Origin of the sequence: Achromobacter sp. ACM03 (genome assembly GCF_014851665.1) — a bacterium.
GTDB lineage: Bacteria > Pseudomonadota > Gammaproteobacteria > Burkholderiales > Burkholderiaceae_B > Achromobacter > Achromobacter aegrifaciens.
The window spans coordinates 34977-59054 of the sequence record NZ_JACVAD010000005.1 but is presented as its reverse complement, the minus strand read 5'-3'; the positions used below and the strand labels follow the sequence as shown (position 1 = coordinate 59054).

The following is a 24078-nucleotide window of genomic DNA, read 5'->3' as shown; positions in this document are numbered from 1 at the left end:
CGCCGGAAATACTATATTTGGGTCAGCCGATACATCCAGGATATTGGCGGGAGATCGCGGCCGAGCCGGCCCTAGTTCAGGGCAGCGCGCCGCCGACCGTGCGCGCCAACTCCCCGTACCGCAACTTTTCGGCCTGAATTTCCCGGGAGAATTCCTTGCTCCCAATCCCCACCACTTCGCCACCGCTCTGCTGGGCCAGTTGCGCCCGCAGCGCCGGATCGTCCATGACCTGTCGCATCATGTCTTCAAGCTTGCCGGCTATCGCCGGAGGCGTCTTGGCGTGTATGGCGAAGCCTATGAAAATGTACAGGGAGTAGCCGGGATAGCCCGATTCCTGCACGGTCGCCACGTCGGGCAACAGCGGATGACGCTGGTCTCCGGCTACGGCCAGCGCCCGGATTTTCCCCGAGGCGACCAGGGGCGCGGCGCCGGCGATGTCTATCAACGCCAGATCCACCGAGCCCCCCACCACGTCCGCCACTGCCTGCGCGGCGCCCTTGTATGGGACATGGTTGAAATCCACGCCCGCGCGGCTGGCCAGGTCGAGCGCGCCCAGGCGATAGCTGTTGCCGTAGGTGGCCAGGCTGACACCGCCCTTGTCGCGGCGGGCTGCCGCGACGACGTCGCCCAGGTTCTTGTATGGCGAACTCACCGATGCGACCAGCACTGCCACGTGCCGGGTCACGTTGATCATCGGCAGCAGATCCTCGGGGCGATACGGCAAGTCTTTTACAAACAATGGGTTGATCACTGTCGCGCTGGGGCTGATCAACACCACGGTGTAGCCGTCGGCTGGCGCGCTCAGCGCCACCTGGGTGCCTAGCGAGAGTTCGGCGCCGGGCCGGTTCTCCACCAGTGTGGACTGGCCCGCCACTTTGCGCAGGTGCTCGGCGAAGGTGCGCGTCATCGTATCGCCGCTGCTGCCGGGTCCGATGGGCACGATGAAGCGTATGGGCCGTGAAGGATAGGCATCGGCTCCGGCTCCTGCGGCCGGCATCGAAGCAAGCAGTGCGGCGCAGGCGAGCACTGCAGCGCGCCACGCGGTTCTGGCAACGGACATGGTTTCGTCTCCTCGGGTTCTTGTGGCCTGTCACGATAGCGACAAGAACTCCGGCGTGCCATGCGGGAACCGACGATCAGCTATGCACGGTCTGAACAGCTGTCTGCCAGGCCTTGGCCCAGCGCGCCTCGCGCATCTGCGCGGCCTGCTGCAATCGGACGAAGTGCTCTCCCAGCACCGCGACCAGGCAGCGCTCTACCGCAAGGCTGGCGCGGTTGATGCGGTGCTTGGCGCCGGTGGCGCAGAAGGTGTGCAAGGTGAGCGCCGGTTCGACGATGCGGGAAATCGCCAGGTCGCCTTCGTCCAGGTAGTCCTCGATGCGATGCACCTGGGTAATGGCATGGCGGCCGCAGCGGCGCACCACCTCGCGGATCATCGCGCCGGAGTTGATCTCCAGTTCCGCGCGCAACTCCAGCTGCATGTCGCGGGTGCGTTCACGCACCACGGCCTCCACGGGGTTGGGCGAAGGCGGCATCACGATGGACAAGCCGTTCAATGCGGCCAGCGGCACGGTGGGGTCGCGCAACAGCGGCGAATCGCGCCGGCCCAGCAGCACCAGGTCGGACGAAAACAGGCGCTGTGCCTGGGCGGGCGGCTCGGGCTGGCAGCTGTTGAAGACGCCGATATCGAGCTTGCCCGCCGCCAGCCTGTCCATCACGTCGCGGCTGTAGCTTTCGTGTATAACCAGATGGATCCTGGGAAACTGGGACGTTATGCGATTCACCAGCATCGACACCGGGCCTTCGGCGGCCCAGCGCGGCAAGGCGATCTCCACCGTGCCGGACGGCTGCTCATTGGTGGAGGAAGCCAGCTCCAGGAAGCCGGTGGCGCCATCCAGCAGTCCCTGCGCCACGGGCAGCAGCGCCACGCCCAACTCGGTCAGCAGCACGCCGCGGCCAGTGCGGTTGAACAGGCGGCCGCCCAACTGTTCTTCCAGTTCCAATACCCGCCGGCTCAGCATGGACTGCGAGCATCCCCGCAGCACCGCCGCCTGCGAAAAACTGCCTGACTCCGCAGTCGCGACGAAAGCGGACACGTTCTCGATCTTCAGCTCATCGGCTGCGCGGGCCACCAGTTTCACTTTCTGTCTCCTGCCGGGATGGGACAGCCTGCATTGGTTTTTTTTGATCATATCAGGGCGTATCGCGCCCATGCGGCCTGGCGCGGCGCCGCGTCAAAGGTGCTGCGTTGCGGCAAGCGCGCGCCGACCGGCTGCTTCATCCATGCCGGATCGGGATCAACCCGCAGCAGCTCCGGGAGCGTTCTTGCTGCCACGCAGCACGGACCGAATCACCGCGAATCGACCTGAGCGTTGCCGATCCTGCATACCTGCCATCCGCTGCGCGTGCTTACCCCGCTCGCCCTCCATGCCTACAGTTGGCCCATCCCGATTCCGGGTGTACGGATCAACCTGCCAAGGAGATGAAATGGCTGGAGTACTTGAAGGGAAAGTCGTTCTGGTCACCGGCGCCGGCCGCGGCGTCGGCCGCGAAATCGCCCTGCTGGCGGCGCGCGAGGGCGCAGCCGTGGTGGTCAACGATCTGGGCGGCAGTCCGAACGGCGAAGGCGCAGGCACGCTGGACCCGGCATCCGAGGTGGTCGCGGAAATCCGCCAGGCAGGCGGGCGCGCCGTCGCCAACGGCGACAGCGTCTCCGACCCGGATGCGGCGGCGCGCATGGTACAGACCGCCGTCGATAACTTCGGACGGCTGGACGGCGTGGTCAATAACGCCGGCATCCTGCGCGACCGGATGTTCCACAAGATGAGCAACGTGGACTGGCAGCAGGTCATCGACGTGCATCTGCAAGGCACCTACAACGTCAGCCGCGCCGCCGCCGCGATGTTCCGCGAGCAGCAGTCCGGCGCCTACGTGCACATGACCTCGGCAGCCGGCCTGGTGGGCAACATCGGCCAGGCCAATTATTCGGCGGCCAAGCTGGGCATCGTCGGGATATCGCGCTCCATCGCGCTGGAAATGGAACGTTGCAACGTACGCTCGAACTGCGTGTCGCCTTGGGCCTGGAGCCGCCTCATCGGCACCCTGCCCGACGAAACCGAGGAGCAGAAGCGCCGGTTGGAACGCTTCAAGCAGATGACCGCCGACAAGATCGCCCCCATGGTCGTGTACCTGCTGTCAGACCTGGCCGCCGGCGTGAGCGGGCAGATCTTCGGCGTGCGCAAGAACGAAATCATGCTGTTCAGCCAGCCGCGGCCGGTACGCAGCGTGCATCGCTCGGAAGGCTGGACCGTCGAAGCCATCGCCGAGCATGCAATCCCTGCGATGCAGCCCAGTCTGGTGCCGCTGGAAAGCGCGCGCGAGGCTTTCGCCTGGACTCCGGTATGAGGCCCGCCATGAGACTCGACCCCGACAAACTGATGCGGCGCCACTTCGAACCGGTGGAGCAGACCTACACCGCCAAGGACTCCATCCTGTACGCGCTGGGACTGGGCTTGGGCCGCGACCCGCTGGATGCGCGCGAACTGCCCTTCGTCTACGAAGAGCGGCAATTGGCGGTGCCGACCCAGGCCGCGGTGCTAGGCTACCCCGGCTTCTGGATGCAGGAACCCGACACCGGCATAGACTGGCGCCGAGTACTGCACGCCAGCCAGTCGGTGCAGCTGCATCGTCCGCTGGCGCCAGCCGGCACCGTCATCGGACGTACGCGGATCAAGGACATCCTCGACAAGGGGCCGGACGTCGGTGCGCTTTTCTTCGTGGAACGCACGCTGGAAACGCGCGACGGCGCCCTGCTTGCCACCGTGGAACAGGCAGTGATGGCGCGCGGCAACGGCGGCTTCGGCGGCGCCAGCGGCCCGTCACCGGCGCCCGCCAAGCTGCCGGAAAGCACGCCCGAACACGTCTGCGACCTGCCCACGCTAACATCCCAGGCCCTGCTCTACCGCCTGTCCGGCGACCTGAATCCGCTGCATGCGGACCCCGAGGTCGCGCGCGCGGGCGGTTTCGAGCGGCCCATCCTGCATGGCCTCTGCTCCTACGGCATCGCCTGCCACGGGCTGCTGCGCATGCTGTGCGACTACGAGCCGGCCAGACTCAAGCGCATCGACGTGCGCTTCAGCGCGCCGGTCTATCCCGGCGAGACCATCCGCGTCGAAGCCTGGGGCGCCAGCGGCGAAGTCCGCTTCCGCGCCACGGCGCTGGAACGCCAGAAAGTGGTGCTGAACAACGGTCTGGCCATCATCGACGCGGCGCACGGAGCAGGCGCATGAGAGGCATACTTTCCTTCGGCGCCTACATTCCGCGCCTGCGCCTGCAGCGCGAGGCGATCGTGCGCAGCCATTCCTGGTACGACACCTCGCTGGCGGCACATCGCGCCGGCGAGCGTTCCATGTGCGGTTACGACGAGGATGCCATCACCATGGCAGTGGAAGCCGCGCGCGACTGCCTGCAGGGGTTCGATAGCCCCGCCGTGAACGACCTGCTGCTGGCCTCGACCTCGTTGCCCTACGCCAGCCGGTTGAACGCCAGCATCGTGGCGCAGGCCTTGAATCTGGCCGAGGACATCGGCGCCATCGACGTCGCGTCCTCGCAGCGCGGTGCAACCTCCGCCTTGATGCAGGCGCTGCGCGGGGGCGCTGGACGCAGCGCGCTGGTCGTGGCGAGCGACCGCCGCAAGGCCAAAGTGGCCAGCGCGCAGGAGCTGCTGTACGGCGATGCCGCGGGCGCGGTGCTGGTGGGCGATGGCGAGGCCATCGCCGAACCCCTGGCGCTGGAAAGCCGCAGCATCGACATGGCCGACCACTATCGCGGCGTCGGCGCGGCCACCGACACCTATTGGGAAGAGCGCTGGATACGCGAGGAAGGACACAGCGCGCAGATTCCGCAGGCCATCTCGGCGGCGCTGCGCCAGGCCCGGCTGGACCCTGGCCAGGTGGATACCCTGTGCGTGGCGCTGCCGCAAAAGGGCGCGGCGCAGCGGATCGCCAAGCTCGCCGGCATCCCGCCCGACCGCGCGCATGACACGCTGGCGGCCACGGTGGGCAACGCTGGCTGCGCCCATCCGCTGCTGATGCTGGCACATGCTCTGGGTGCGGCCGCCCCGGGGCAAGTGCTGGTGTTGGTCGCATTCGGCCAGGGAGTGGACGTGCTGGTCTTGCGCACCACCCCGGCCCTGGCCGCCCTGCCTGGCCGGCTGGGCGCGCAAGGCTGGCTGGCGCGCGGCAAGGCCGAGGACAACTACATGAAGTTCCTGGTTTTCAACGACCAGCTTGCGCTGGAACGCGGCATGCGCGCCGACAACGACAAGCTTACGCCGCTCTCCGTCGAATACCGCAACCGCAAGGCGGTGCACGGCTTCGTCGGCGGGCGTTGCCGCGCTTGCGGCACGGCCCAGTGGCCGCGCGCCGACATCTGCGTCAATCCCGCCTGCGGCGCCAGCGGCACGCAAGAGGACCTGCCGTTCGCCGACACCCCGGCCAGGATCATGAGCTACACGGCGGACCGCCTGGCCTATACCCCCGATCCGCCTGCCTGCTACGGCATGGTTCAGTTCGAAGGCGGAGGCCGCCTGATGATGGACTACGCCGACATGGACGAAGACGAGCTCGCTGTCGGCGTTGCGCTGCGCATGAGCTTTCGGATCAAGGCGTACGACGCCGCGCGCGGCTACACCCGCTATTTCTGGAAGGCGACCGTCGCCAACCCTAAGGAGAACAGGCATGGCAACGGGAATTCGTGACAAGGTGGTGATCCTGGGGATGGGCTGCTCGCACTTTGGCGAGCGCTGGGATCGCAGCGCTGAGAACCTCGCGGTGGAGGCCTTCGGCGAATGCCTGCTGGATGCCGGGATCGGCAAGGAACAGATCCAGGCGGCATGGCTGGGCACCGGCATCGAAACGCAGCACCTGGGCAGCGGCGGCGTACCGCTGGGCGTTGCCCTGAGATTGCCCAACATCCCCGTCTCGCGAGTGGAGAATTTCTGCGCGTCCGGGTCGGAAGCGCTGCGCGGCGCCGCCTATGCGGTGGCCTCCGGCGCCTGCGACTTTGCGCTGGCCTTCGGTGTGGAGAAGCTTAAGGACACCGGCTACGGCGGCCTGCCCCAACGTCCGCGCGGTCCGCTCAACGACATCGTGTGGCCCAACATCAGCGCGCCCGGCTCGTTCGCGCAGTTGGCCAGCGCCTACCGCGCCAAGCATGGCGTCGATGCGCGCGACCTGAAGCGCGCCATCGCCCATATCTCGGTGAAAAGCCACGCCAACGCCGGCCGCAATCCCAAGGCCCATCTCCGCAATCCGATCAGCATGGAGGACGCGATCAACGCGCCGATGATCGCCGAGCCGCTGGGCCTGTACGACTGCTGCGGCGTTTCGGACGGCGCTGCTTGCGCGATATTGACCACGCCTGACATCGCGCGCGGCCTGGGCAAGCGCGACCTGGTGGCAATCAAGGCGCTCCAGCTGGCGGTATCCAGCGGCAGCGAAGCCGGGCACGACAGCTGGGACGGCAGCTACTTCCAGACCACCCGGGTCGCGTCGGCCCGCGCCTATGAAGAGGCCGGCATAGGACGGCCGCGCCAGCAGATCGACCTGCTGGAGGTGCACGACTGCTTTTCCATCACTGAACTGGTGACGATGGAGGACATGCACATCTCGGCTGAAGGGCGCGGCGCCCATGACGTGCTGGACGGATTCTATGACGCGGACGGCACGATTCCCTGCCAGATCGACGGCGGCCTCAAGTGCTTTGGCCATCCCATCGGCGCGACCGGACTGCGCATGGCCTACGAGATGTATCTGCAGATGCTGGGCCGCGCCGGCGCCCGCCAGCGCGCCGACGATCCCGCCCTGGGTGTGATCCACAACCTGGGCGGCTTTCCCTGGCAGAACGTGTGCAGCGTCTCCGTGCTGGGCAAGTACGGCGCCTGACCGGCGCACATCGGACAAGAAAGGAGAAACAACGTGTTGATGGACGAATACCAATCCCCCTGGCGCACGCCAGAGATCGAACAGTTCCAGCAAACTGCCCGCCGCTACTGGAGCGCCGAACTGCTACCGCGCCTGCCGGCCTGGGAGGCGCAGGGCTACGTCGATCGCGAGGTCTGGAATCAGCTCGGCGCGATGGGCTTCCTGCTGGCTGATCTTCCTTCGGAGCATGGCGGTGGCGACGGCGATTACGCCCATCTGGCGGCGCTGGTCGAAGTCAGCGCGGAATGCGGCTTCGGCCCTGGTTTCGGCCCGCACTACATCGTCGGCCACTACCTGCACCACTACGGCAACGAGGAGCAGAAGCGGCGCTGGCTGCCGGGCATGGCCAGCGGCGACATCGTCGCGTCCATCGGCATGACCGAACCCGGCGCCGGCTCCGACCTGCAAGGCATCAAGACCCGCGCGCGGCGCGATGGCGACAGCTATGTGGTCAATGGCTCCAAGACCTTCAACACCAACGGCCATCATGCGGACCTGGTGATGCTGGCCGTAAAGACCGACGCCACCCTGGGCGCCAAGGGCGTGTCGCTGCTGATGGTGGAAACCGGCGGGCTGGCGGGGTTTCGCCGCGGTGAGCCGTTGGACAAGATCGGACTCAAGGCGCAGGATACCGTGGAACTCTTCTTCGATGAGGCCAGGGTTCCCGCCGCCAACCTGCTGGGCGCCGGGGAAGGCCAGGGATTCGCCCAGATGATGGCGCAGCTGCCCTATGAGCGCCTGCTGATCGGCATACGCGCCGTCGCCAGCATCGAACGGGCCTTGCGCCTGACGCTGGAACACGTGCATCAGCGCCAGGCCTTCGGCCAGCCCCTGTTCAAGCTGCAAAACACCCGTTTCGAGTTCGCCGAGATGAAGACGGAGGCCGCGCTGGCGCGGGTATTCATCGATCAGTGCATCGCCTGGCAGCAACAAGGGAGACTGGACGCCGCTACCGCCGCCATGGCGAAATGGTGGGGCACGCAGAAGGAGTGCGAGACGGTCGACCGCTGCCTGCAGCTCTTCGGCGGCTATGGATTCATGCGTGAATACCCCATCGCGCGCATGTACGTGGATTCTCGCGGCCAGAAAATCTATGGCGGGGCCAATGAGGTGATGAAGGAGATCATCGCCCGCCAACTGGCGCCGCGATGATGACAGGACGCGACGCCAAGACAGGCCCCCTGGCCGGGCTGAAGGTGCTGGACATCGCCACCGTCCTCGCTGGCCCCTTCGCCGCCACGCTGCTCGCCGACTACGGCGCCGACGTGCTCAAGCTGGAACTGCCGCGCAAGGGCGACGGCATGCGCGCCTTTCCGCCGTTCAAGGATGGCAGAAGCATATGGTGGAAGACCGCCCAGCGCGGCAAGCGCTTTGCCACGCTGGACTTGCGCACGCCGGAAGGCGCCGACATTTTCAAGCAGCTTGTGCCGCAGTTCGACGTGCTGATCGAGAACTTCCGGCCCGGCACGCTCGACCGCTGGGGCCTGACCAAGGAAGTGCTGTGGTCGCTGAAGCCCAACCTGGTGATCCTGCGGGTCACGGGCTTCGGCCAGTCCGGCCCTTACTCGGAGCGGCCCGGTTTCGCACGGATCTTCGAGGCCATGGGCGGGCTGACCACCGTCACCGGGCATGCCGAGGACGAGCCCATGCACGCCGGCGTGCCGCTCGGCGACTCGATCGGTGGACTGTTCGGCGCCATCGGCATCCTCACGGCTCTATGGCCCCGCGCCCGCGACCCTGCCCGGCCCGGCGAAGAGATCGACCTTGCGCTGACGGAGTGCATCACCCGGCTGCTGGACTTCATGCCCGGGGTCTACCAGCAGCTTGGTACCGTGCCCGCCCGGAACGGCAACCGCAGCCCCTACTCCGCACCTTCCGCGGTTTACCGGACGCGAGACAACCATTGGGTATCCATGGCCGGCTCGATCGACTCCATGTTCGCCAACAACTGCCAGGCCATCGGCCGGCCGGACCTGGCGCTGGATCCCCGCTACGCCAACAACGCCAGCCGGGTCCTGCATGAACAGGAGTTGAACCGCGTCTTCATCGATTGGTGCGCCGGACACGATCTGGACCAGGTGCTCGCGGCCTTCGAACAGGCCAACGGCACGCTGGCGCCGATCTACACCATCGAACAGGTGGTCAAGGATCCCCACGTGGTGGCGCGGCGTTCCATCGTTGACGTCCCGGACCGCGACTTCGGCATGCTGCAGATGCCCAACGTCGTGCCGCGCTTCGCCCGCGATCCGACGGAGCCCAGCCATGCTGGCGCCGAACTGGGGCAAGACAATGAAACGGTCTATGGCGAGCTGCTGGGATTGCCGCCAGACAGCATCGCCCGGCTGCGCGCGGCCGGCGTGATCTGAGCGCTCGATATGCACAAGGGAGACCAGCAATGCACCATGCCATCCGCTTGATCGCGTTCATGGCCGTCGCGATCGCGGCGCTCAACCCCGAGCCCGCCTGCGCCGCCGACCCCTACCCAGACCAGCCGGTGCGGTTGATCGTGCCCTACCCCGCGGGCGGCGCCGTCGATGGCGCCGCCCGCATCCTGGCCGAGCGCTTGAGCGTCCTGTGGAATCAGGCCGTGATCGTCGAGAACCGCCCCGGCGCCTCCGGCCGCATCGGCCTGGCCCTGGCGGCCAAGAGTCCGCCCGGCAACACCCTGGTCGCGGCGACCAATTCGACCCTTAACGAACAGCTAAGCCGCGGCCAGGATGGCGCTGCGCCGGCGGCAGCGGACCTGGTGCCCGTGTCCACCCTTTTCACCACACCGGTCGCGCTACTGGTCAACCGGCAAGCGGTTCCGGCGGATAGCCTCGCACAGTATGTCGAGCTGGCTCGCACCAAGCCCGGTGCCGTGAGCTTCGGCTCCAGCGGCGAAGGCACGAGCACGCATTTCTTCGGCGAACTGCTCAAGCGCGAAATGGACATCGACATCACCCACATACCCTTTGCGGGAGAAGGCCCCAATCTGAGCGGCCTGCTAGGGGGACACGTAGGCAGCGCCTTCCTGAGCGCATCCGGCGCCACCAAGGCGGCCCAGACGGGCAAGACCCGCGTGCTGGCCGTCACCACGCCGGCGGGCTCGCCCCTGCTGCCCGGCGTGCCCAGCTTCGACCAGTTGGGCATCGCCGGCCTGAACCGGGATACCTGGGTTGGGCTATACGCGCCGCCCGGCACCCCTCAGGCCGTGGCCGACCGCATCACGACAGATGTGGCAACCGTGCTTTCAACGAGCGACGTGCGCGAGCGCTATGCGCAACTGGGACTGATCGCTGAAGGCGGCACGTCAAGGGATCTCGCCGCAAGGATAGACGACGATCGCCAATATTGGACGCGGGTCGTGCAACAGACGGGGATCACCCTGAGATAGGCTAGCCAACCGCCCCTTCTTGCATCAGCCGCTTGCGCCAGGGGTGCGGGCCGAGAATGGCCAGGAGCGGCCCGCCGGCCCCTGAGCTGCCGGACACGCCGAGCTAGGCCGCCGTCTTGCCCTCCTCCTGCAGCTGCCGCCACAGGATCTTGCCCGTGCTGGACTTAGGCAAAACCTCCACGAACTCCACGATGCGCGGCGCCTTGTAGGCAGCCATGCGCGTCCGCGCCCAGGCAATCACCTCTTCTTCGCGCACGCTGCCGCGCGCCTCGTCGCGCAACACCAGCAGAGCCTTCACCGTTTCGCCGCGGCAGGCATCCGGCACTCCGATCACGCAGGCCTCGTGGACTGCCGGATGCTCGTACAGCGCGTTCTCGACCTCCGCCGGCCAGACCTTGTAGCCGGATGCGTTGATCATGCGCTTCAGGCGATCGGTCACGTAGAAATAGCCGTCTTCGTCCACGCGGCCCAAATCGCCGGTGCGGAAATAGCGCTGCCCGTCCAGCATGAAAAAGGCTTCCTCATCGGCCTGCGGATTGTTCCAGTACCCCAGCATGACCTGCGCGCCGCGCGTGACGAGTTCGCCGGTGTCACCCTGGGACAGTTCAACCAGCGTGGCCGGATCCACGATCCGCGTGTCCACGCCGAAGGTGGGGACGCCTATGCATTGGCGCTTGTTGCGGTCCAGCGGATTGCAGTGCAGGAACGAAGCGGTTTCCGTCAGCCCATAGGCCTCGTTGTAGGTGATGCCGTAGCGGCTGGCCAACATGGCAGCGACCGCCTCGGGCATGGGGGCTCCGCCGCCGCATAGCTGCGCCAGGCTGGACAGGTCCAGCTTTTCGATGCCGGGTTGCGCGAAGAAATCCACGACCATCGCGGGCGGCGCGGCCCAGACGCTGACGCGATGACGCGCCATCAGCCTCCCGGCCACTTCGCGGTCCCAGCGCGGCAATACCACCACCGTGGCGCCCAGCAGGATGGGCGTATTCATGCAGCTCTGCATGCCCAGCAGATGGAACATCGGCGCCACGCCCATGATGACCGCTTCGGAGGTGAGGCCGCGCCATAGCTGCGAACCGGCCAGGGATGCATTCATGGTGCCGTGGGTATGGCGGCAGCCCTTGGGCCGGCCAGTGGTGCCCGAGGTATAAGGCAGCAGGCAGAGGTCCTTCGCCCCGGCCCGGTGCGGCAACGGCTGTACGTTGACCGCCAGCGCGCCGTACCAGGGCACGCCGCCCCGCACATCGGGTGCGCGCCTGGGCGCGGCGACCCATTCGGGCGCATCAGGAGCCGGTCCCTGCAAATAATCCGAATAGGTGTGGACGATGACACGCTCCAGGCGTCCGTCAGCGGCGAAGCCGTCTAGCCGCGCGCACAGTTCCTGGGCCGCGAAGGCCACGCGGGCACCGCTGTCCGCCAGGTAATGCGCCAATTCGTCCGGCGTGCTCATGGCATTGACCGGCACCACCACCGCCTCGGCGCGCAGGATCGCGTAGTACGCGATGACAAACTGCGGACAGTTCTGGCTCAGCAACAGGACGCGGTCGCCTGCCTTCACGCCCGCGCTGTGCTGCAGGTAGCCGGCCAGGGCGTCGACCTCGCGCTTGAGCCGCGCGTAGTCCAGCACTGTGTCGTAGAACACGATGGCGGCCTTGCCCGGATAGCGCGTGGCGGACGCCTCCAGGTTGAAGTACAGGCTGGACTGCGGCGGGCTGATCTCCTTCGGCAGCCCCTTGGGCCAGTACCGATAATGCGCTTGGTGCATCTTGTCTCCTCATCGTTGTTCTGACTGTCCGCCATGCGCCTCAGGCGGTCATGGCGCGCGCGATGATTTCCTTCATGATCTCGTTGGAGCCGCCGTAGATCTTGCCGACCCGCGCATCCGCGTACAGCCTGGCTATCGGGTATTCAAGCATGTAGCCGTAGCCGCCGTGCAATTGCAGGCATTCGTCGATCACCTGGCAGTTCATCTGCGTGGTCCACCACTTGGCCATGGCCGCCGTGGACAGGTCCAGCGTGCCCGCCAGCTGGCGCTCGATGCAATCGTCGACGAAACGCGCCGCAATGGTGGCGACTGTCTCGCACTCGGCCAGCTTGAAGCGCGTGTTCTGGAGTTCGATGAGCGCCTGGCCGAAGACCTGCCGGGTGCTCGCGTAGGCCAGGGTTTCCTCGATGGCGCGACGCATGGTGGCCACGGCGCCCACCGCGATCAGCAGCCGTTCGCGCGGCAGCTGCTGCATGAGCTGGGCGAAGCCGCGGCCCTCGACGCCACCCAGCAGGCAGTCCTCGCCCACGCGCGCGCCATCGAAGAACAGCTCCGCCGTGTCCAGGCTTTTCTGACCCAGCTTCTCCAGCAACCGCCCGCGCCTGAAGCCCGGCAGGTCCTGCGTTTCCACCATGATCAGCGACACGCCCCTGGCCCCCGCCTGGGGATCGGTCTTGGCGACCACGCAGACCAGGTCCGCGTGCAAGCCGTTGGTGATGAAGGTCTTGGAGCCATTGAGGACATACTGCTCGCCCTGCTTGACGGCGGTGGTGCGCACGCTCTTCAGGTCGGACCCGGCTCCCGGCTCACTCATGGCGATGGCGCCCACCAGTTCGCCCGTGGCCATGCGTGGCAGCCACCGCCGCTTCTGCTCTTCCGTGCCGTAGTTCAGTATGTAATGCGCCAGGATGGCGCTGTGCACGTTGTTGCTGAAGCCGTGCACCATGGCGCGCGCCTGCTCCGCCGCCACGATGGCCTCGTGCGCGAAGTTGCCTCCGCCCCCGCCATAGGCCTCGGGCATGCTCACGCACAGCAGGCCCAACCGGCCCGCCTTGTTCCAGACCTCGCGGTCCGCGTGCTGCTGCTTGCGCCAGCGCTCTTCGTCGGGCACGAACTCCTTTTCGAAGAGGCGGCGCGTCGAATCCTGGAACAGCGTCAGGTCCGCATCCATCCAGCCTTGCCGTGGCGTGTCCATAGCGCTTCCCCCCTTTCAAGGACGGCCGCCGCCGACGACCAGGACCTGGCCGCTGACGTAGTTGGACTCGGGCAGGCAGAAAAGGTACACCGCACCTGCGGCTTCCGCCGGCGTGCCGGCGCGGCCGATGGGGATCAGGCTTTCGGCGTTCTTCAGCACTTGCGGATTGACGCCCACCTTGATCTGCCGGCCTTCGATATCCAGCGTGGCATCACCGTCGGCCGGCGCTTCGGTCAGGCGCGTCTTGATCAGCCCGAAGGCCACGCTATTGACGTTTACCTTGTAGCGACCCCATTCCTTGGCCAATGCGCGCGTCAGCCCGTTGATGCCGGCCTTGGCGGCCGAGTAGTTGGCCTGGCCGGCATTGCCCATGACTCCGGAAGTCGACGAGATGTTCACGACCTTGCGGAACACTTCCCTGCCCTGTTCCGCTTCGGCCTTGGCCGCGACCCGGATGAAGCTGGAGGCCGCCCGCAGGATGCGGAACGGCGCGGACAGGTGCACCGCCAGGATCGCGTCCCATTGTTCGTCCGTCATCTTCTGGATCACGTTGTCCCAGGTGTAGCCGGCATTGTTGACGATGATGTCCAGGCCGCCATAGGTGTCCACGGCGGCGCCGACGAAACGTTCGGCAAAGCCCGCTTCGATCACGCTGCCCGCGCAGGCCTGCGCCTGGCCGCCCGCCTTGCGGATCAGCGCCACGGTTTCTTCCGCAGGCACCGCGTCCAGATCGTTCACCACCACGTTGGCGCCTTCGCGCGCCAGCTTCAGCGCAATCTCCTGCCCGATGCCGCGTCCCGCGCCCGAAACCAGCGCGACCTTGCCTTCCAATGTACCCATCGTTCTCTCCTTTCCTGGGCTACTGAATTGCCAGCACTGCCACGCCGCTCAGGCGCAGTTCGCCGGTCTGGCTGCGCGCATGCAGCTCCACCCGCAAGCGGGTTTCTCCCTGCGCTTCAAAGCGTTCCACCACGCTGCCGGAACAGCGGACCTCGTCGCCCACGTGCGTGATCGCCACGAAGCGCACGGCGTACTCGCGCAACGCCGATTGCGGCGCCCAGTTCGTCAGCAGCCGGGCCAGATAGGCAGCCGACAACATGCCGTGGGCGAAGACGTCGTCCATGCCGGCGGCTCGCGCGAAATCCAGGTCCACGTGTATCGGGTTGTGGTCGCCCGAGGCGCCGCAATACAGCGCCAGCCCCAATCGGCTGATCGGCCCCGCGGTAAAACCGGGCAGCTCGTCGCCGGCCCTGGCGTCATGATTCATGGCCGCAGTCATTCCTGTCTCCTAGGCGTTGCGCACGACGGTCGTCGCGCGCAGTTCGGCGACCAGGCGCCCCTCGGCGTCGGTCACCCGGGTTTCGCGCACGACGAACTCCAGCGCGCCGCCCTTCTTGGCGTAGATGTCGGCGATGCGCGGTTCAAAGCGCAATTCGTCGCCGGCATGCGCCATGGCGTGGTAGACGAATCCCTGTTCGCCGTGCAGCACCCGCGCTATGTCTATGCCCAGCAATTCACGCATGGCTGCGGGCCGGGGGCTGTCCATTTCCAGGCAGAAGAAGAAGGTCGGCGGCACCGGCAGTCCCCGGTAGCCGGCCGCTCGCGCGGCGGCTTCGTCGGTGTAGACCGGGTCGTCCTGGCCGGTGGCCTTCGCAAAGAAGCGCAGGCGGCCTGCCTCCACGGTCGCGTTGAACGCCGGCAAGGCGGCGCCGATATGGCTGGTATCGAGCATTGCGTTCTCCTCAGGCCGCCTGGTACAGCGTCACCACGCAGGCGCCGCCCAGTCCCAGGTTGTGCTGCAGCGCCAGCCTGGCGCCTTCGACCTGGCGCAAGTCCGCCTGGCCTCGCAGTTGCCACACCAGCTCGGTGCACTGCGCCAAGCCGGTTGCGCCCAGCGGATGGCCCTTGGACAGCAAGCCGCCGGATGGATTGGTCACGACCTTGCCGCCGTAGGTGTTGTCGCCTTCCAGGATGAACTTCTCGGCGCTGCCCTCGGGCGTCAGGCGCAGGCCTTCGTAGGTGATCAGCTCGTTGGCGGTGAAGCAGTCGTGCAGCTCGACCACGTCCACGTCGTCAGGGCCGATACCGGCGGCCTCATAAACTTGGTCGGCTGCGGCCCGCGTCATGTCAAAGCCCACCACTTTGCGCATGTCGCCGGCGCCGAAGGTGGACGGCGTGTCCGTCGTCATGGCCTGCGCGGCAATGCTGACGGCGGGCGCCAGGCCGTGGCGGCGCGCGAACTCGTCCGAACACAGGATGGCGGCCGCCGCGCCGCAGGTCGGCGGGCAGCATTGCAGGCGCGTCAGCGGATCGAAGATCATGGGCGCGGACAGCACCTCGTCCAGCGTGACCGGCTGGCGGAACACGGCGTAAGGATTGCGCGCGGCATGCTGGCGCGCCTTGACCGCGATGCGGGCGAAGACGTCGGCGCCGATGCCGTGCTCCTTCATGTAGTCGCGGCCCGCGCCGCCGAAGAACTGGGCGGCGCGCGGCTTGGCCGTGTCATAACCCTGCATTTCGCTCATCGCCAGGACGAAGTCCTGCAGTGGCGACGGGCGGTCCTCGTACACGCCTTTCAGCGCGCCAGGCACCATCTGTTCGAAGCCCACCGCCAGGGCGCACTCCACCGCCCCGCTTTCCACCGCCTGCCGCGCCAGGAACAGGGCCGACGAACCGCTTGCGCAATTGTTGTTGACGTTGAACACCGGAATACCGCTCAGCCCCACGCCGTAGACCACCGCCTGGCCGGCGGTCGAATCGCCGTAGACATAGCCGGCGTAGGCCTGCTGGACCGCGTCGTATTGCAGCCCCGCGTCCCGCAGGGCCTGGCGCACGGCGCTCGCGCCCATCACGGTATATGCCTCGCTGGCGCCGGGCTTGCTGAAAGGAATCATGCCGACCCCTGCCACCCATACTTTCCGATTCATGTCTGACTCTCCTGATGAGCGGGCGCAGCGACGGCCGCGCGCCTGGATTCATGGTCTTGTCTCAGCACGGACTTCAGCACCTTGCCGGCGGCCGACATGGGCAATTCGCTGAGGAACTCGTAGGTCTTGGGACATTTGTAGGCGGCAAGCTGCAGGCGGCAATGCCTGTCCAGGGCGTCGGCGTCGGCGGCCATGCCTGGATGCGGCACGATTACCGCGTGCACAGCCTCGCCCCAGCGCGCGTGCGCCACGCCGATGACCGCGCAGCGCGCCACCAGCGCGTGGCGGGCCAGCACGCCTTCCACTTCAGCGCCGTAAACGTTTTCGCCGCCACTGACGATCATGTCCTTGAGGCGGTCGACGATGTACAGGTATCCATCCTCGTCCTGGCGGGCTGCGTCGCCCGTCAGCAACCAGTCCCCGTCGAACGCGCGACGCGTTTCTTCAGGCCGGTTCCAGTAACCCTGCATCACCATGGGCCCGCGCACCGACAGCTCGCCAACGGCGCCGGGCGCCGCCTCGCTGCCATCGGGCGCGAGAATGCGCGTCTCCACGCCTACCGCAGGCCGTCCCGCCGATTCGGTGCGCGCGCCGCCCTGGCGCACGTCTGCATTGATAGCGACGGTGGCGGCGGTTTCGGTCATGCCGTAGGCATGCACGAACTCTGCTTGCGGAAAGGCCGCCAGCGCCCGGTCAAGCAACGCCCGGGAAATCGGCGAGGCGCCCCAGATCACGCGCCGCACGCCGTCCAGCCGGTACTGCGCGAATCCGGGTTCGTCCAGCAGCATCTGGATCATGCTGGGCACCAGCAGCACTTCGGTTACGCCGTCGTCCTGCAGGGCCTGCAACACCGCGCGGGGCTGGAAGCCGCGCTGGACCGCCACCGATGCGCCCGCGACAAACTGTCCGATCAATCGACCCAATCCGGCAACATGGAATAGCGGCGCGACCAGCAGGGTGCGGCTGTCGGGCGGCGTGGGGACCGTAGCCATCCTGGCCACCGCAGCGCTCCAGAGGTTCGCGTGCGTCAGCACGGCGCCCTTGGGCGCGCCGGTCGTGCCGCCGGTAAAGAGGATCGCGGCCAGCGCATCGCCACCCGCACGGACATCGTCCAGCGGCGCGGCCGCGGCGGCGTGCGCTTCCAGCACGTCGGCGGACAGCGGCTGCGTGCTGGCAGGAACGTCCACATCGGCCATGCGCGGGGCCATGGTCTCGTCCACCAACAGCAGGCGCGGACTGCAGTCGGCCAGTGCCTGCGCAAGCTCTGGGCAGCTCCAGCGCGTGTTCAAAGGCAGCACGGCCGCCCCCAGCCACCAGCACGCCAGGATCCACGACACATAGTCCGCGCCGTTGGCGCCCCAGAACGCTACGCGATCGCCCGGCAGCACGCCATGGCCGCGCAGCACGGCGGCCTTGCGCGCGGTCCAATCGATCAGCGTCGCGTAGGTCCAGCGCCGTGCGTCTTCGCACAGCGCGATCTTGCCGGGGTGCAGCCGGCCTGCACGATGCAGGCCTTGTGTCAGATACATGGTGCTCGTCTCCTGCGGCGCCGTGCTCCTTGCGCGGAACAGCGTGCGTTCGTCCTCGAGCCCCTAGCTTCCTCCTTGGAGCCGGATCGCGGCAATGGCCGCAGGCGTCAAACCGATAGGCGAAAAGTGTCAGCGGCTTGCCGGCCTTCGGGGCCGCAGACCAGGCGGTTGCGGCGGTATTCTCCCGGCGACACGCCGGTCCATTTCTTGAAGGCGCGGTGGAAGGTGCTGGGTTCGGAAAAGCCCAGACGCTCGGCGATATCCATCAGGGATAGATCGTGGCGGCCCAGATATTCGACTGCGGCATCGCGCCGCAAGTCATCCTTCAGGGCCTGGAAGCCCTGCCCCTCTTCACGCAAGTGCCGCCGCAGCGTCTGCGGCGTCATCGCCAGTTGCGCGCTGACCTGGATCAGCGACGGCAACTCCCTGGACAGATCGTTGCGCAACAGGCGGCGGATGCGATCGGTCAGGGTGGTGCGGTCCTGGTACTTCACCAACAGGTCGAACGGCGCATTGGCCAGAAACGGCTTGAGCGTCTGTTCGTTCTGCACCACCGGCAAGGCCAGCCAGCGCGACTCCAGCCACAGGCCCGTCACCGGCTGGCCATAGCGCACCGGCGCGTAGAACAGCCTGTGCGCATCGGCGCTGCGTGCGCCGCTGCTGTAGTCCACGCCCAGGATGGGGATGCGCCGCGCCGCCAGCCAGTTGGCCACGCCAAGCGTGAAGAATAGAAAGGAGCGTTCGCCATACCAGCGCGCACAGCTGCTGGGCGCGCGCGAGTCGAGCACGATGCGCGCCCGCTCGCCACTCACGCACAAGCGGGCGGTGAAATCCCGCAGCACGCCGTGGTAGTAGCGGAACGCCACGCGCAGCGCCTGCCCCACCGTGTCTTCCCGCAGCGCGAGCCGGCAGGCATGGTCGAACGCCCCCATGGGAACCGGATGCTGGCCCATGCCCAGGAAGTCGTCCCGGGTGGCTCGGCGCAGCGTCCGCATGATCTGTGCGAGCTGCGCCTGCGATACCCGCGCCATCGGCGCCTGCAGCAGGGACGGCGGCACGCCGGCGCGTGTCAGGACCCGGTCCACGTCCACGCCTCGGCTGCGCGCGCCTTGCAGGATCTGGGCGATATGTCCCACGGCGATGGTGTGATGGGTCATGAGGATATCCAGCGGCCGGCGTACGCCGATGGATCGATGGTAGCCAAAGCCTGCGCGCACAGGAATGGCCGGCGTGAGCATTCTCGCCAAGCGCAATCAGCGAATCCGCCATTGGTCAGCCGGAAAGCCGCGCCTAGACTGGCCCGAACCCCGAATGGGCATGCCACTTCGTATTTACGGGAGTCCCTCTTTGGATACACCGAACACCGCCCCGCTCGCGGGCGTCAGGATCCTGGATCTGTCGCGGCTGCTGCCCGGCCCGTTGGGCGCGCAATACCTGGCCGACCTGGGTGCCGACGTCATCAAGATCGAGGATACGCAGGCGGGCGATTATGCGCCGCCGCCCCTGCGCGCCATCTGCAACCGCAACAAGCGCGGGTTGCGGCTGGATCTCAAGCATCCCGAGGGACAGGCGGCGCTGGCCGCGCTGGCGCGCGGCGCGGACGTGGTGATCGAGAGTTTCCGTCCAGGCGTGGCCGCGCGGCTGCAGGCCGACTACGCCACCCTGGCGCGCCACAATCCCCGGCTGGTCTACTGCAGCATCACGGGCTACGGACAGGACGGTCCGCAGCGCGACGCCGCCGGCCACGACCTGAACTATGCGGCCTGCGCCGGGGTCGCCGACCAGATGGGCTGCGGGCCCGATCTGCCGGCGCTGTCGAACCTGCCCGTGGCCGACATACTTGGAGGTTCGCTTACGGCGGTAATGGGCATCCTGGCCGCGCTGTACGACGCCCAGCGCAGCGGGCGCGGACGGTACATCGATATCGCCATTGCCGACGGCCTGCTGGCCGGCGCCGTCGTGCCGCTGGCCACGCTCAATGCCCGCGGCGACACGCGGCCGGCGGGCGCGGATACCCTGTCCGGCGGGCTGGCCTGCTATGGCCAGTACCGCGCCGCGGACGGGCGCTATCTGGCGGTCGCCGCGCTGGAGCTGAAATTCTGGCAAACGCTGTGCCGGCGGCTGGATCGCCCCGACCTGGCGCCGCTGCATCGCGACGGCGACGCGGCGCAGCAGGCGCGCGTGCGCCGCGAATTGCAGCAGATCTTCGGATCCCGGCCGCTGGCGCATTGGCTGGAACTGTTTGAAGGCGCCGACTGCTGCGTGTCGCCCGTGCTCAAGCTGGCGGAGGGCCTGACGCATCCGCAGTTCGTCGCCCGCGGCATGCCGCTGCAGACCGAGCATCCGGTCTATGGCCGTAACACCCATGTGGCCAGCCCGGTGAAGATGTCGGGCTTCCAGTTCGCCATACATCGCCAGGCTCCGCTGCCGGGCGAACACACCGATCAGATCCTGCGCGAGGCCGGCTACAGCGAGCCGGACGTCGCCAGCCTGATCGGGCGCGGCATTGCGCTGTAGGCACATACGGCCAGCCCCGCCCGCCACCCAAGCGACCATAACCAGGACGGAGACAATCATGAAAGATCCACATCGCAGCCTTCCCTCGCCCCTGCGCCGCAGGCTGCTCAAGCTGGGTGCGGCCTTGCCCGCCACGCTGGCCTTGCCGCGTCAGGCCAGCGCCTCGGGCTTTCCGGCCCGCCCCGTCACGCTCATCGTGCCGTTTCCGGCGGGCGGCGCGACGGACACCCAGATGCGCGCGCTGGCGATCGCTGCCTCGCGCGAACTGGGCCAGACGGTCGTGATTGCCAACCGGCCAGGCGCAGGCGGCACGCTGGGCCCGGCGGCCATGGCGCAGACCGCCGCACCCGACGGCTATACCGTGTCGGTGGTGGTAGGCACGCTGTTCCGCTACCCCTTTCTGCAGCAGGTCAACTACGACCCGCTCAAGGACTTCACCTACGTCGCCTGCATGACCGCCTACTCGTACGCCATCGTGGTGCGCGAGGACGCGCCCTGGCACACGCTGGACGAGATGATCGCCGACGCGCGCGCCCATCCCGACAAGATCAGCTACGGCGGCACCGGCACCGGCGGCTCGGGGCGCATCGCGATCGAGCGCCTGTCGCGGCTGACGAACACGCGCTTCAATTTCATCCCCTACAAGGGCGCGGCCGAAGAGACCACCGCGCTGCTGGGCGGCCATATCCAGATGATCTCGGATGCGGGCTGGGGGCCGATGATAGACACCGGCAAGGCGCGCTTGCTCGCGGTGTTGGGTGAAACCCGCGCCAAACGCGTGCCCGACGTGCCCACGCTGACGGAACTGGGCTATCCCATCGTCGCGGCCAATCCAGTCGGCATCGCCGGACCGAAGGGCATGGATCCCGAGGTCACGCGCATTTTGCAGCAGGCATTCCACCGCGCGTCCCGCGATCCGGAATACAACCGCGCGCTGGAAACCGCCGACCAGCCGCACATGCTGATGGACAGCGCCGCCTACACCGACTTCGCGGTCCGGCAGGTCGCGGAAGAAAAGAGATTCGTGGCCGAACTGGGCCTGAAGACGTAGCCGCGACCTCAGCCCGCAGGGTTCAGCATGCAGTCGCGCAGGCGCAGCACCGATGCGCAGGACGTGTCGCGATGTGTCACCAGCGACAGGGACAGCGCATCGTGCGCGTCGGCGTCGTTAAGCGGCACGAAGGCCACGTGCGGGGTGGAATACGCGCGCGTCACGCCCGGCACCAGCGCCAGGCCCATGCCGCTGGCGACCAGACTGATCAGCGTCTGCACCTGTATCGCCTCCTGGCTGATGCGCGGCGAGAATCCCGCCTTCAGGCATAGCGCCTGCGCCACGCCGTGCAAACCCGGCACCTTCAGGGGCGAATACAGCACGAAGTTCTCGGCGCGGGCACGCTCCAGGCTGACCGGCCCGCCCGCGGCCAACGGATGCCCTGCCGGCACGGCCAGGATGAGATCGTCGCGCTCCACCACCCAGGAATCCAGCGCTGCGTCTTCCGCCAGCGGACCGCGCACCAGGCCCGCATCGATATCGTTGGCGCGCAGCATTGCGACCAGGCCGACCGTGCTGTCCTCGCGCAGGTCCAGCTGCACGTCCGGATACTGCGCCCGGAAGGCCGGCAGGCAGCGCGGCAGCAGCATGTAGGTGGCAGAACCCACAAACCCCAGCCGCAGCGTGCCCCACTCGCCCAACGCAACGCGGCGGGCCGCCTGGCGCGCCTGGTCGGCGTGGAACAGCGCACGGCGCGCGTCCGCCATCAATGCCTGTCCCGCCGGCGTCGGCGTCACGCCCTTGGGGCCGCGCACCAGCAGCGGCGCGCCCACCGCGTGTTCCAGTTTCTGGATCGAGACCGACAGCGCCGGTTGCGCAATGTGCAGCGTGTCCGCGGCCCGCCGATAGCTGCCCAACTCCGCGATGGTGACGAACTGCCGGAGCTGCCGCAAATCGATAGCCATAACAAATTCCATATCGCCCAATACCTACGCCATATTAGACGCGTATGCCGACGGCCGATAGGATTTCCGCCATGACAGACACTCCCCTATCCCAAGCCAGCGCATTGGGCGGCGTGCGCATCCTGGACCTGACGTCCGTGGTGTTCGGCCCCTACGCCTCGCAGATACTCGCCGACTACGGCGCCGACGTGATCAAGGTGGAATCGCCTGCGGGCGATTCGACGCGGCATACCGGCCCCGCCCAGGAATCCGGGCTGGCCGCCATCTTCCTGGGCCTGAACCGCAACAAGCGCAGCATCGTGCTGGACCTGAAGCAGGCCGCGGCGCGCCAGGCGCTGTTGACGATGGCGGACCAGGCCGACGTGCTGATGCACAGCATGCGCCCCGCCAAGATGGCCGCGCTGGGACTGGATCCGGACACGCTATGCGCGCGCAACCCGCGCCTGGTCTACGCCGGCCTGTACGGCTTCGGCGCGGGCGGCGCCTACGACGGCCAGCCCGCCTATGACGACATCATCCAGGGGCTGTCGGGCCTGGCCGACCTGGTGGACCGCCAGACCGGCGCACCGCGCTACCTGCCCACCGTGGCCGCCGACAAGACTTGCGGACTGATCGCGGCGCACGCCATCCTGGCCGCGCTGTTCCAGCGCGAGCGCACCGGCGCGGGCCAGCAGCTGGAAGTGCCCATGTTCGAAAGCATGGCGTCCTACGCGCTGGTCGAGCACTACTACGGCAGGCACCTGGTCGACGAGCCCGGCGAGGCCGGTTATCCGCGCGTGCTCACGCCCTGGCGCAAGCCCTGCAAGACCGCCGACGGCCATGTCTGCCTGATGCCCTACACCGACGCCCATTGGCACGACTTCTTCATCGCCGCGGACCGCCACGATCTGGCGCAAGACGCGCGCTTTACCGACATCGCGTCGCGCACGCGGCACATCGAAACGCTCTATGAACTGCAGGCCGGCATCGTGGCCGGGCGCGATACCGCCTACTGGCTGGCGCTGTGCGCGCGCCTGGAAATTCCCGCCGCGCCCATCAACCGCCTGCAGGACCTGGAGGCCGACCCGCACCTGCAAAGCGTGGACTTCTTCGCGCCGCTCGACAGCGCCTCCGGCAGCCGCTACCGCTTTCCCCGCAACCCGGTGCGTCTGCAGCATTCCCATGTGCCGCCCGCGATGCCGCCGCGCCTGGGCGAACACACGCTGGACGTACTGCGCCAGGCCGGCCTGGACGAAGCCCAGATCGCAGGGCTTCTGGAATCGGGCGCAGCCCGCGACGCGCATCCCTCAACCCCGAACTACCGCAAGGACCCCGCATGACCGCAGACCGCAACGCCGCCGACATCAAGCAGCTTGGCCAGGGCTATTACTGGCAGGACCTGGCCGTGGGCCAGCGCTTTCAGACCTTCCGCCGCACGGTGACCGAGACCGACATCGTCAACTTCATCAGCGTGACCGGCATGCTGGAGACGATCTTCATCGACGCCACGTATGCCCACGGTGCGATCCAGGGACGCCCCGCCCCCGGCGGCCTGACCTACGGCCTGATCGAGGGGCTGATCATGCAGGGCATGGTGCAAGGCACCGGGCTGGCGCTATTGGAAGTCCACAAGAAAATGCTGGCGCCCGTGGTCGCGGGCGACACCATCTGGGCGGAGATCGAAGTCACGAGCATACGTCCCACCTCGCAGCACAACCGGGCGGTGGTCGCCTCGGTCATCGAAGTACGCAACCAGCACGGCAAGCCGGTAATGGCATACACGGCCACGCGCATGCTGGCCGGCAGGCCCTGAACCATCATCAGGCGATCAAGCGCCCCCCGTAGAGGGCG

The 24078-nt window shown here is 67.4% G+C and carries 22 protein-coding genes; 11 read left to right on the top strand and 11 right to left on the bottom strand.

Annotated features, from left to right (window positions below; genetic code table 11):
* Positions 1-76 precede the first annotated feature (76 nt).
* A complete protein-coding gene (locus IB257_RS21895) occupies positions 77-1060 on the bottom strand; it encodes a tripartite tricarboxylate transporter substrate binding protein (RefSeq protein ID WP_175214240.1) in 984 nt (327 codons plus the stop codon).
* A 76-nt stretch (positions 1061-1136) separates the two neighbouring features.
* Complete coding sequence (locus IB257_RS21890; protein ID WP_175161834.1) at positions 1137-2141, bottom strand: LysR family transcriptional regulator; 1005 nt, start codon at positions 2139-2141, stop codon at positions 1137-1139.
* A gap of 346 nt (positions 2142-2487) precedes the next feature.
* Here IB257_RS21890 and IB257_RS21885 point away from each other — a divergent pair, with 346 nt between their 5' ends.
* The 7 genes from IB257_RS21885 to IB257_RS21855 are packed head-to-tail and all read left to right on the top strand — an operon-like array spanning position 2488 to position 10359.
* The gene (locus IB257_RS21885; protein WP_175214241.1) at positions 2488-3405 is read left to right on the top strand and encodes an SDR family NAD(P)-dependent oxidoreductase; all 918 of its coding nucleotides are present in this window, start codon (positions 2488-2490) and stop codon (positions 3403-3405) included.
* A gap of 8 nt (positions 3406-3413) precedes the next feature.
* Entirely contained in the window at positions 3414-4289 is an 876-nt protein-coding gene (locus tag IB257_RS21880) for a MaoC family dehydratase (RefSeq protein WP_175214242.1), read from the top strand.
* Positions 4286-5758, top strand: a complete 1473-nt coding sequence (locus IB257_RS21875) for a 3-oxoacyl-[acyl-carrier-protein] synthase III C-terminal domain-containing protein (RefSeq protein ID WP_175214243.1) — start codon at positions 4286-4288, stop codon at positions 5756-5758. The genes IB257_RS21880 and IB257_RS21875 overlap by 4 nt, the downstream gene beginning before the upstream one ends.
* On the top strand, positions 5739-6944 hold the full coding sequence (locus IB257_RS21870; protein WP_175161826.1) for an acetyl-CoA acetyltransferase: 1206 nt from the start codon (positions 5739-5741) through the stop codon (positions 6942-6944). Before IB257_RS21875 ends, IB257_RS21870 begins: the two co-directional genes overlap by 20 nt.
* Before the next feature lie 39 nt (positions 6945-6983).
* Complete coding sequence (locus tag IB257_RS21865; RefSeq protein WP_175161898.1) at positions 6984-8135, top strand: acyl-CoA dehydrogenase family protein; 1152 nt, start codon at positions 6984-6986, stop codon at positions 8133-8135.
* Complete coding sequence (locus IB257_RS21860) at positions 8132-9349, top strand: CaiB/BaiF CoA-transferase family protein (protein WP_225589080.1); 1218 nt, start codon at positions 8132-8134, stop codon at positions 9347-9349. The genes IB257_RS21865 and IB257_RS21860 overlap by 4 nt, the downstream gene beginning before the upstream one ends.
* A 29-nt stretch (positions 9350-9378) precedes the next feature.
* Positions 9379-10359: a tripartite tricarboxylate transporter substrate binding protein gene (locus IB257_RS21855; RefSeq protein WP_175214244.1), complete on the top strand. Its 981-nt coding sequence runs from the start codon at positions 9379-9381 to the stop codon at positions 10357-10359.
* 103 nt (positions 10360-10462) lie between these two features.
* Here IB257_RS21855 and IB257_RS21850 read toward each other — a convergent pair whose 3' ends face one another.
* From IB257_RS21850 to IB257_RS21815, 8 genes are all read right to left on the bottom strand, one after another.
* On the bottom strand, positions 10463-12124 hold the full coding sequence (locus tag IB257_RS21850) for a long-chain fatty acid--CoA ligase (protein WP_175214245.1): 1662 nt from the start codon (positions 12122-12124) through the stop codon (positions 10463-10465).
* 40 nt (positions 12125-12164) lie between these two features.
* Complete coding sequence (locus IB257_RS21845) at positions 12165-13319, bottom strand: acyl-CoA dehydrogenase family protein (RefSeq protein ID WP_175182076.1); 1155 nt, start codon at positions 13317-13319, stop codon at positions 12165-12167.
* 15 nt (positions 13320-13334) lie between these two features.
* Positions 13335-14159 (bottom strand): SDR family NAD(P)-dependent oxidoreductase, encoded by an 825-nt coding sequence (locus tag IB257_RS21840; protein WP_175214246.1) that lies wholly within the window; start codon positions 14157-14159, stop codon positions 13335-13337.
* 19 nt (positions 14160-14178) lie between these two features.
* Positions 14179-14598, bottom strand: a complete 420-nt coding sequence (locus IB257_RS21835) for a MaoC family dehydratase (protein ID WP_054451225.1) — start codon at positions 14596-14598, stop codon at positions 14179-14181.
* Positions 14599-14607: 9 nt separating this feature from the next.
* Positions 14608-15051 (bottom strand): MaoC family dehydratase N-terminal domain-containing protein, encoded by a 444-nt coding sequence (locus IB257_RS21830; protein ID WP_175214247.1) that lies wholly within the window; start codon positions 15049-15051, stop codon positions 14608-14610.
* Positions 15052-15061: 10 nt separating this feature from the next.
* Positions 15062-16246: a lipid-transfer protein gene (locus IB257_RS21825; RefSeq protein ID WP_054451223.1), complete on the bottom strand. Its 1185-nt coding sequence runs from the start codon at positions 16244-16246 to the stop codon at positions 15062-15064.
* A complete protein-coding gene (locus IB257_RS21820) occupies positions 16243-17775 on the bottom strand; it encodes a class I adenylate-forming enzyme family protein (RefSeq protein WP_175214248.1) in 1533 nt (510 codons plus the stop codon). Before IB257_RS21820 ends, IB257_RS21825 begins: the two co-directional genes overlap by 4 nt.
* 107 nt (positions 17776-17882) lie before the next feature.
* A complete protein-coding gene (locus tag IB257_RS21815) occupies positions 17883-18932 on the bottom strand; it encodes an AraC family transcriptional regulator (RefSeq protein WP_119451015.1) in 1050 nt (349 codons plus the stop codon).
* 160 nt (positions 18933-19092) lie between these two features.
* Here IB257_RS21815 and IB257_RS21810 point away from each other — a divergent pair, with 160 nt between their 5' ends.
* The gene (locus IB257_RS21810) at positions 19093-20292 is read left to right on the top strand and encodes a CaiB/BaiF CoA transferase family protein (RefSeq protein ID WP_370540118.1); all 1200 of its coding nucleotides are present in this window, start codon (positions 19093-19095) and stop codon (positions 20290-20292) included.
* Between the two features lie 58 nt (positions 20293-20350).
* The gene (locus IB257_RS21805; protein WP_175214249.1) at positions 20351-21343 is read left to right on the top strand and encodes a tripartite tricarboxylate transporter substrate binding protein; all 993 of its coding nucleotides are present in this window, start codon (positions 20351-20353) and stop codon (positions 21341-21343) included.
* A gap of 8 nt (positions 21344-21351) precedes the next feature.
* On the opposite strand, the gene IB257_RS21800 is transcribed toward IB257_RS21805, so the two are convergent.
* Positions 21352-22248, bottom strand: coding sequence for a LysR family transcriptional regulator (locus tag IB257_RS21800; protein ID WP_225589079.1), 897 nt, complete (start codon positions 22246-22248; stop codon positions 21352-21354).
* Between the two features lie 71 nt (positions 22249-22319).
* Between IB257_RS21800 and IB257_RS21795 the strand changes: the two genes are divergently transcribed.
* On the top strand, positions 22320-23567 hold the full coding sequence (locus tag IB257_RS21795) for a CaiB/BaiF CoA-transferase family protein (RefSeq protein ID WP_192492798.1): 1248 nt from the start codon (positions 22320-22322) through the stop codon (positions 23565-23567).
* Positions 23564-24040 carry a MaoC family dehydratase gene (locus IB257_RS21790; protein WP_192355211.1) on the top strand — a complete coding sequence of 159 codons (477 nt, stop codon included), beginning with the start codon at positions 23564-23566 and terminating at the stop codon, positions 24038-24040. The genes IB257_RS21795 and IB257_RS21790 overlap by 4 nt, the downstream gene beginning before the upstream one ends.
* The last annotated feature ends 38 nt before the right edge of the window (positions 24041-24078 follow it).

Excerpts from the sequence above, each read along its gene's own strand:
- IB257_RS21895 (WP_175214240.1), bottom strand. The coding sequence starts at position 1,060 with ATGTCCGTTGCCAGAACCGCGTGGCGCGCTGCAGTGCTCGCCTGCGCC.
- IB257_RS21885 (WP_175214241.1), top strand. The coding sequence starts at position 2,488 with ATGGCTGGAGTACTTGAAGGGAAAGTCGTTCTGGTCACCGGCGCCGGC.
- IB257_RS21880 (WP_175214242.1), top strand. The coding sequence starts at position 3,414 with ATGAGACTCGACCCCGACAAACTGATGCGGCGCCACTTCGAACCGGTG.
- IB257_RS21875 (WP_175214243.1), top strand. The coding sequence starts at position 4,286 with ATGAGAGGCATACTTTCCTTCGGCGCCTACATTCCGCGCCTGCGCCTG.
- IB257_RS21870 (WP_175161826.1), top strand. The coding sequence starts at position 5,739 with ATGGCAACGGGAATTCGTGACAAGGTGGTGATCCTGGGGATGGGCTGC.
- IB257_RS21865 (WP_175161898.1), top strand. The coding sequence starts at position 6,984 with ATGGACGAATACCAATCCCCCTGGCGCACGCCAGAGATCGAACAGTTC.
- IB257_RS21860 (WP_225589080.1), top strand. The coding sequence starts at position 8,132 with ATGATGACAGGACGCGACGCCAAGACAGGCCCCCTGGCCGGGCTGAAG.
- IB257_RS21855 (WP_175214244.1), top strand. The coding sequence starts at position 9,379 with ATGCACCATGCCATCCGCTTGATCGCGTTCATGGCCGTCGCGATCGCG.
- IB257_RS21850 (WP_175214245.1), bottom strand. The coding sequence starts at position 12,124 with ATGCACCAAGCGCATTATCGGTACTGGCCCAAGGGGCTGCCGAAGGAG.
- IB257_RS21845 (WP_175182076.1), bottom strand. The coding sequence starts at position 13,319 with ATGGACACGCCACGGCAAGGCTGGATGGATGCGGACCTGACGCTGTTC.
- IB257_RS21840 (WP_175214246.1), bottom strand. The coding sequence starts at position 14,159 with ATGGGTACATTGGAAGGCAAGGTCGCGCTGGTTTCGGGCGCGGGACGC.
- IB257_RS21835 (WP_054451225.1), bottom strand. The coding sequence starts at position 14,598 with ATGACTGCGGCCATGAATCATGACGCCAGGGCCGGCGACGAGCTGCCC.
- IB257_RS21830 (WP_175214247.1), bottom strand. The coding sequence starts at position 15,051 with ATGCTCGATACCAGCCATATCGGCGCCGCCTTGCCGGCGTTCAACGCG.
- IB257_RS21825 (WP_054451223.1), bottom strand. The coding sequence starts at position 16,246 with ATGAATCGGAAAGTATGGGTGGCAGGGGTCGGCATGATTCCTTTCAGC.
- IB257_RS21820 (WP_175214248.1), bottom strand. The coding sequence starts at position 17,775 with ATGTATCTGACACAAGGCCTGCATCGTGCAGGCCGGCTGCACCCCGGC.
- IB257_RS21815 (WP_119451015.1), bottom strand. The coding sequence starts at position 18,932 with ATGACCCATCACACCATCGCCGTGGGACATATCGCCCAGATCCTGCAA.
- IB257_RS21810 (WP_370540118.1), top strand. The coding sequence starts at position 19,093 with ATGCCACTTCGTATTTACGGGAGTCCCTCTTTGGATACACCGAACACC.
- IB257_RS21805 (WP_175214249.1), top strand. The coding sequence starts at position 20,351 with ATGAAAGATCCACATCGCAGCCTTCCCTCGCCCCTGCGCCGCAGGCTG.
- IB257_RS21800 (WP_225589079.1), bottom strand. The coding sequence starts at position 22,248 with ATGGCTATCGATTTGCGGCAGCTCCGGCAGTTCGTCACCATCGCGGAG.
- IB257_RS21795 (WP_192492798.1), top strand. The coding sequence starts at position 22,320 with ATGACAGACACTCCCCTATCCCAAGCCAGCGCATTGGGCGGCGTGCGC.
- IB257_RS21790 (WP_192355211.1), top strand. The coding sequence starts at position 23,564 with ATGACCGCAGACCGCAACGCCGCCGACATCAAGCAGCTTGGCCAGGGC.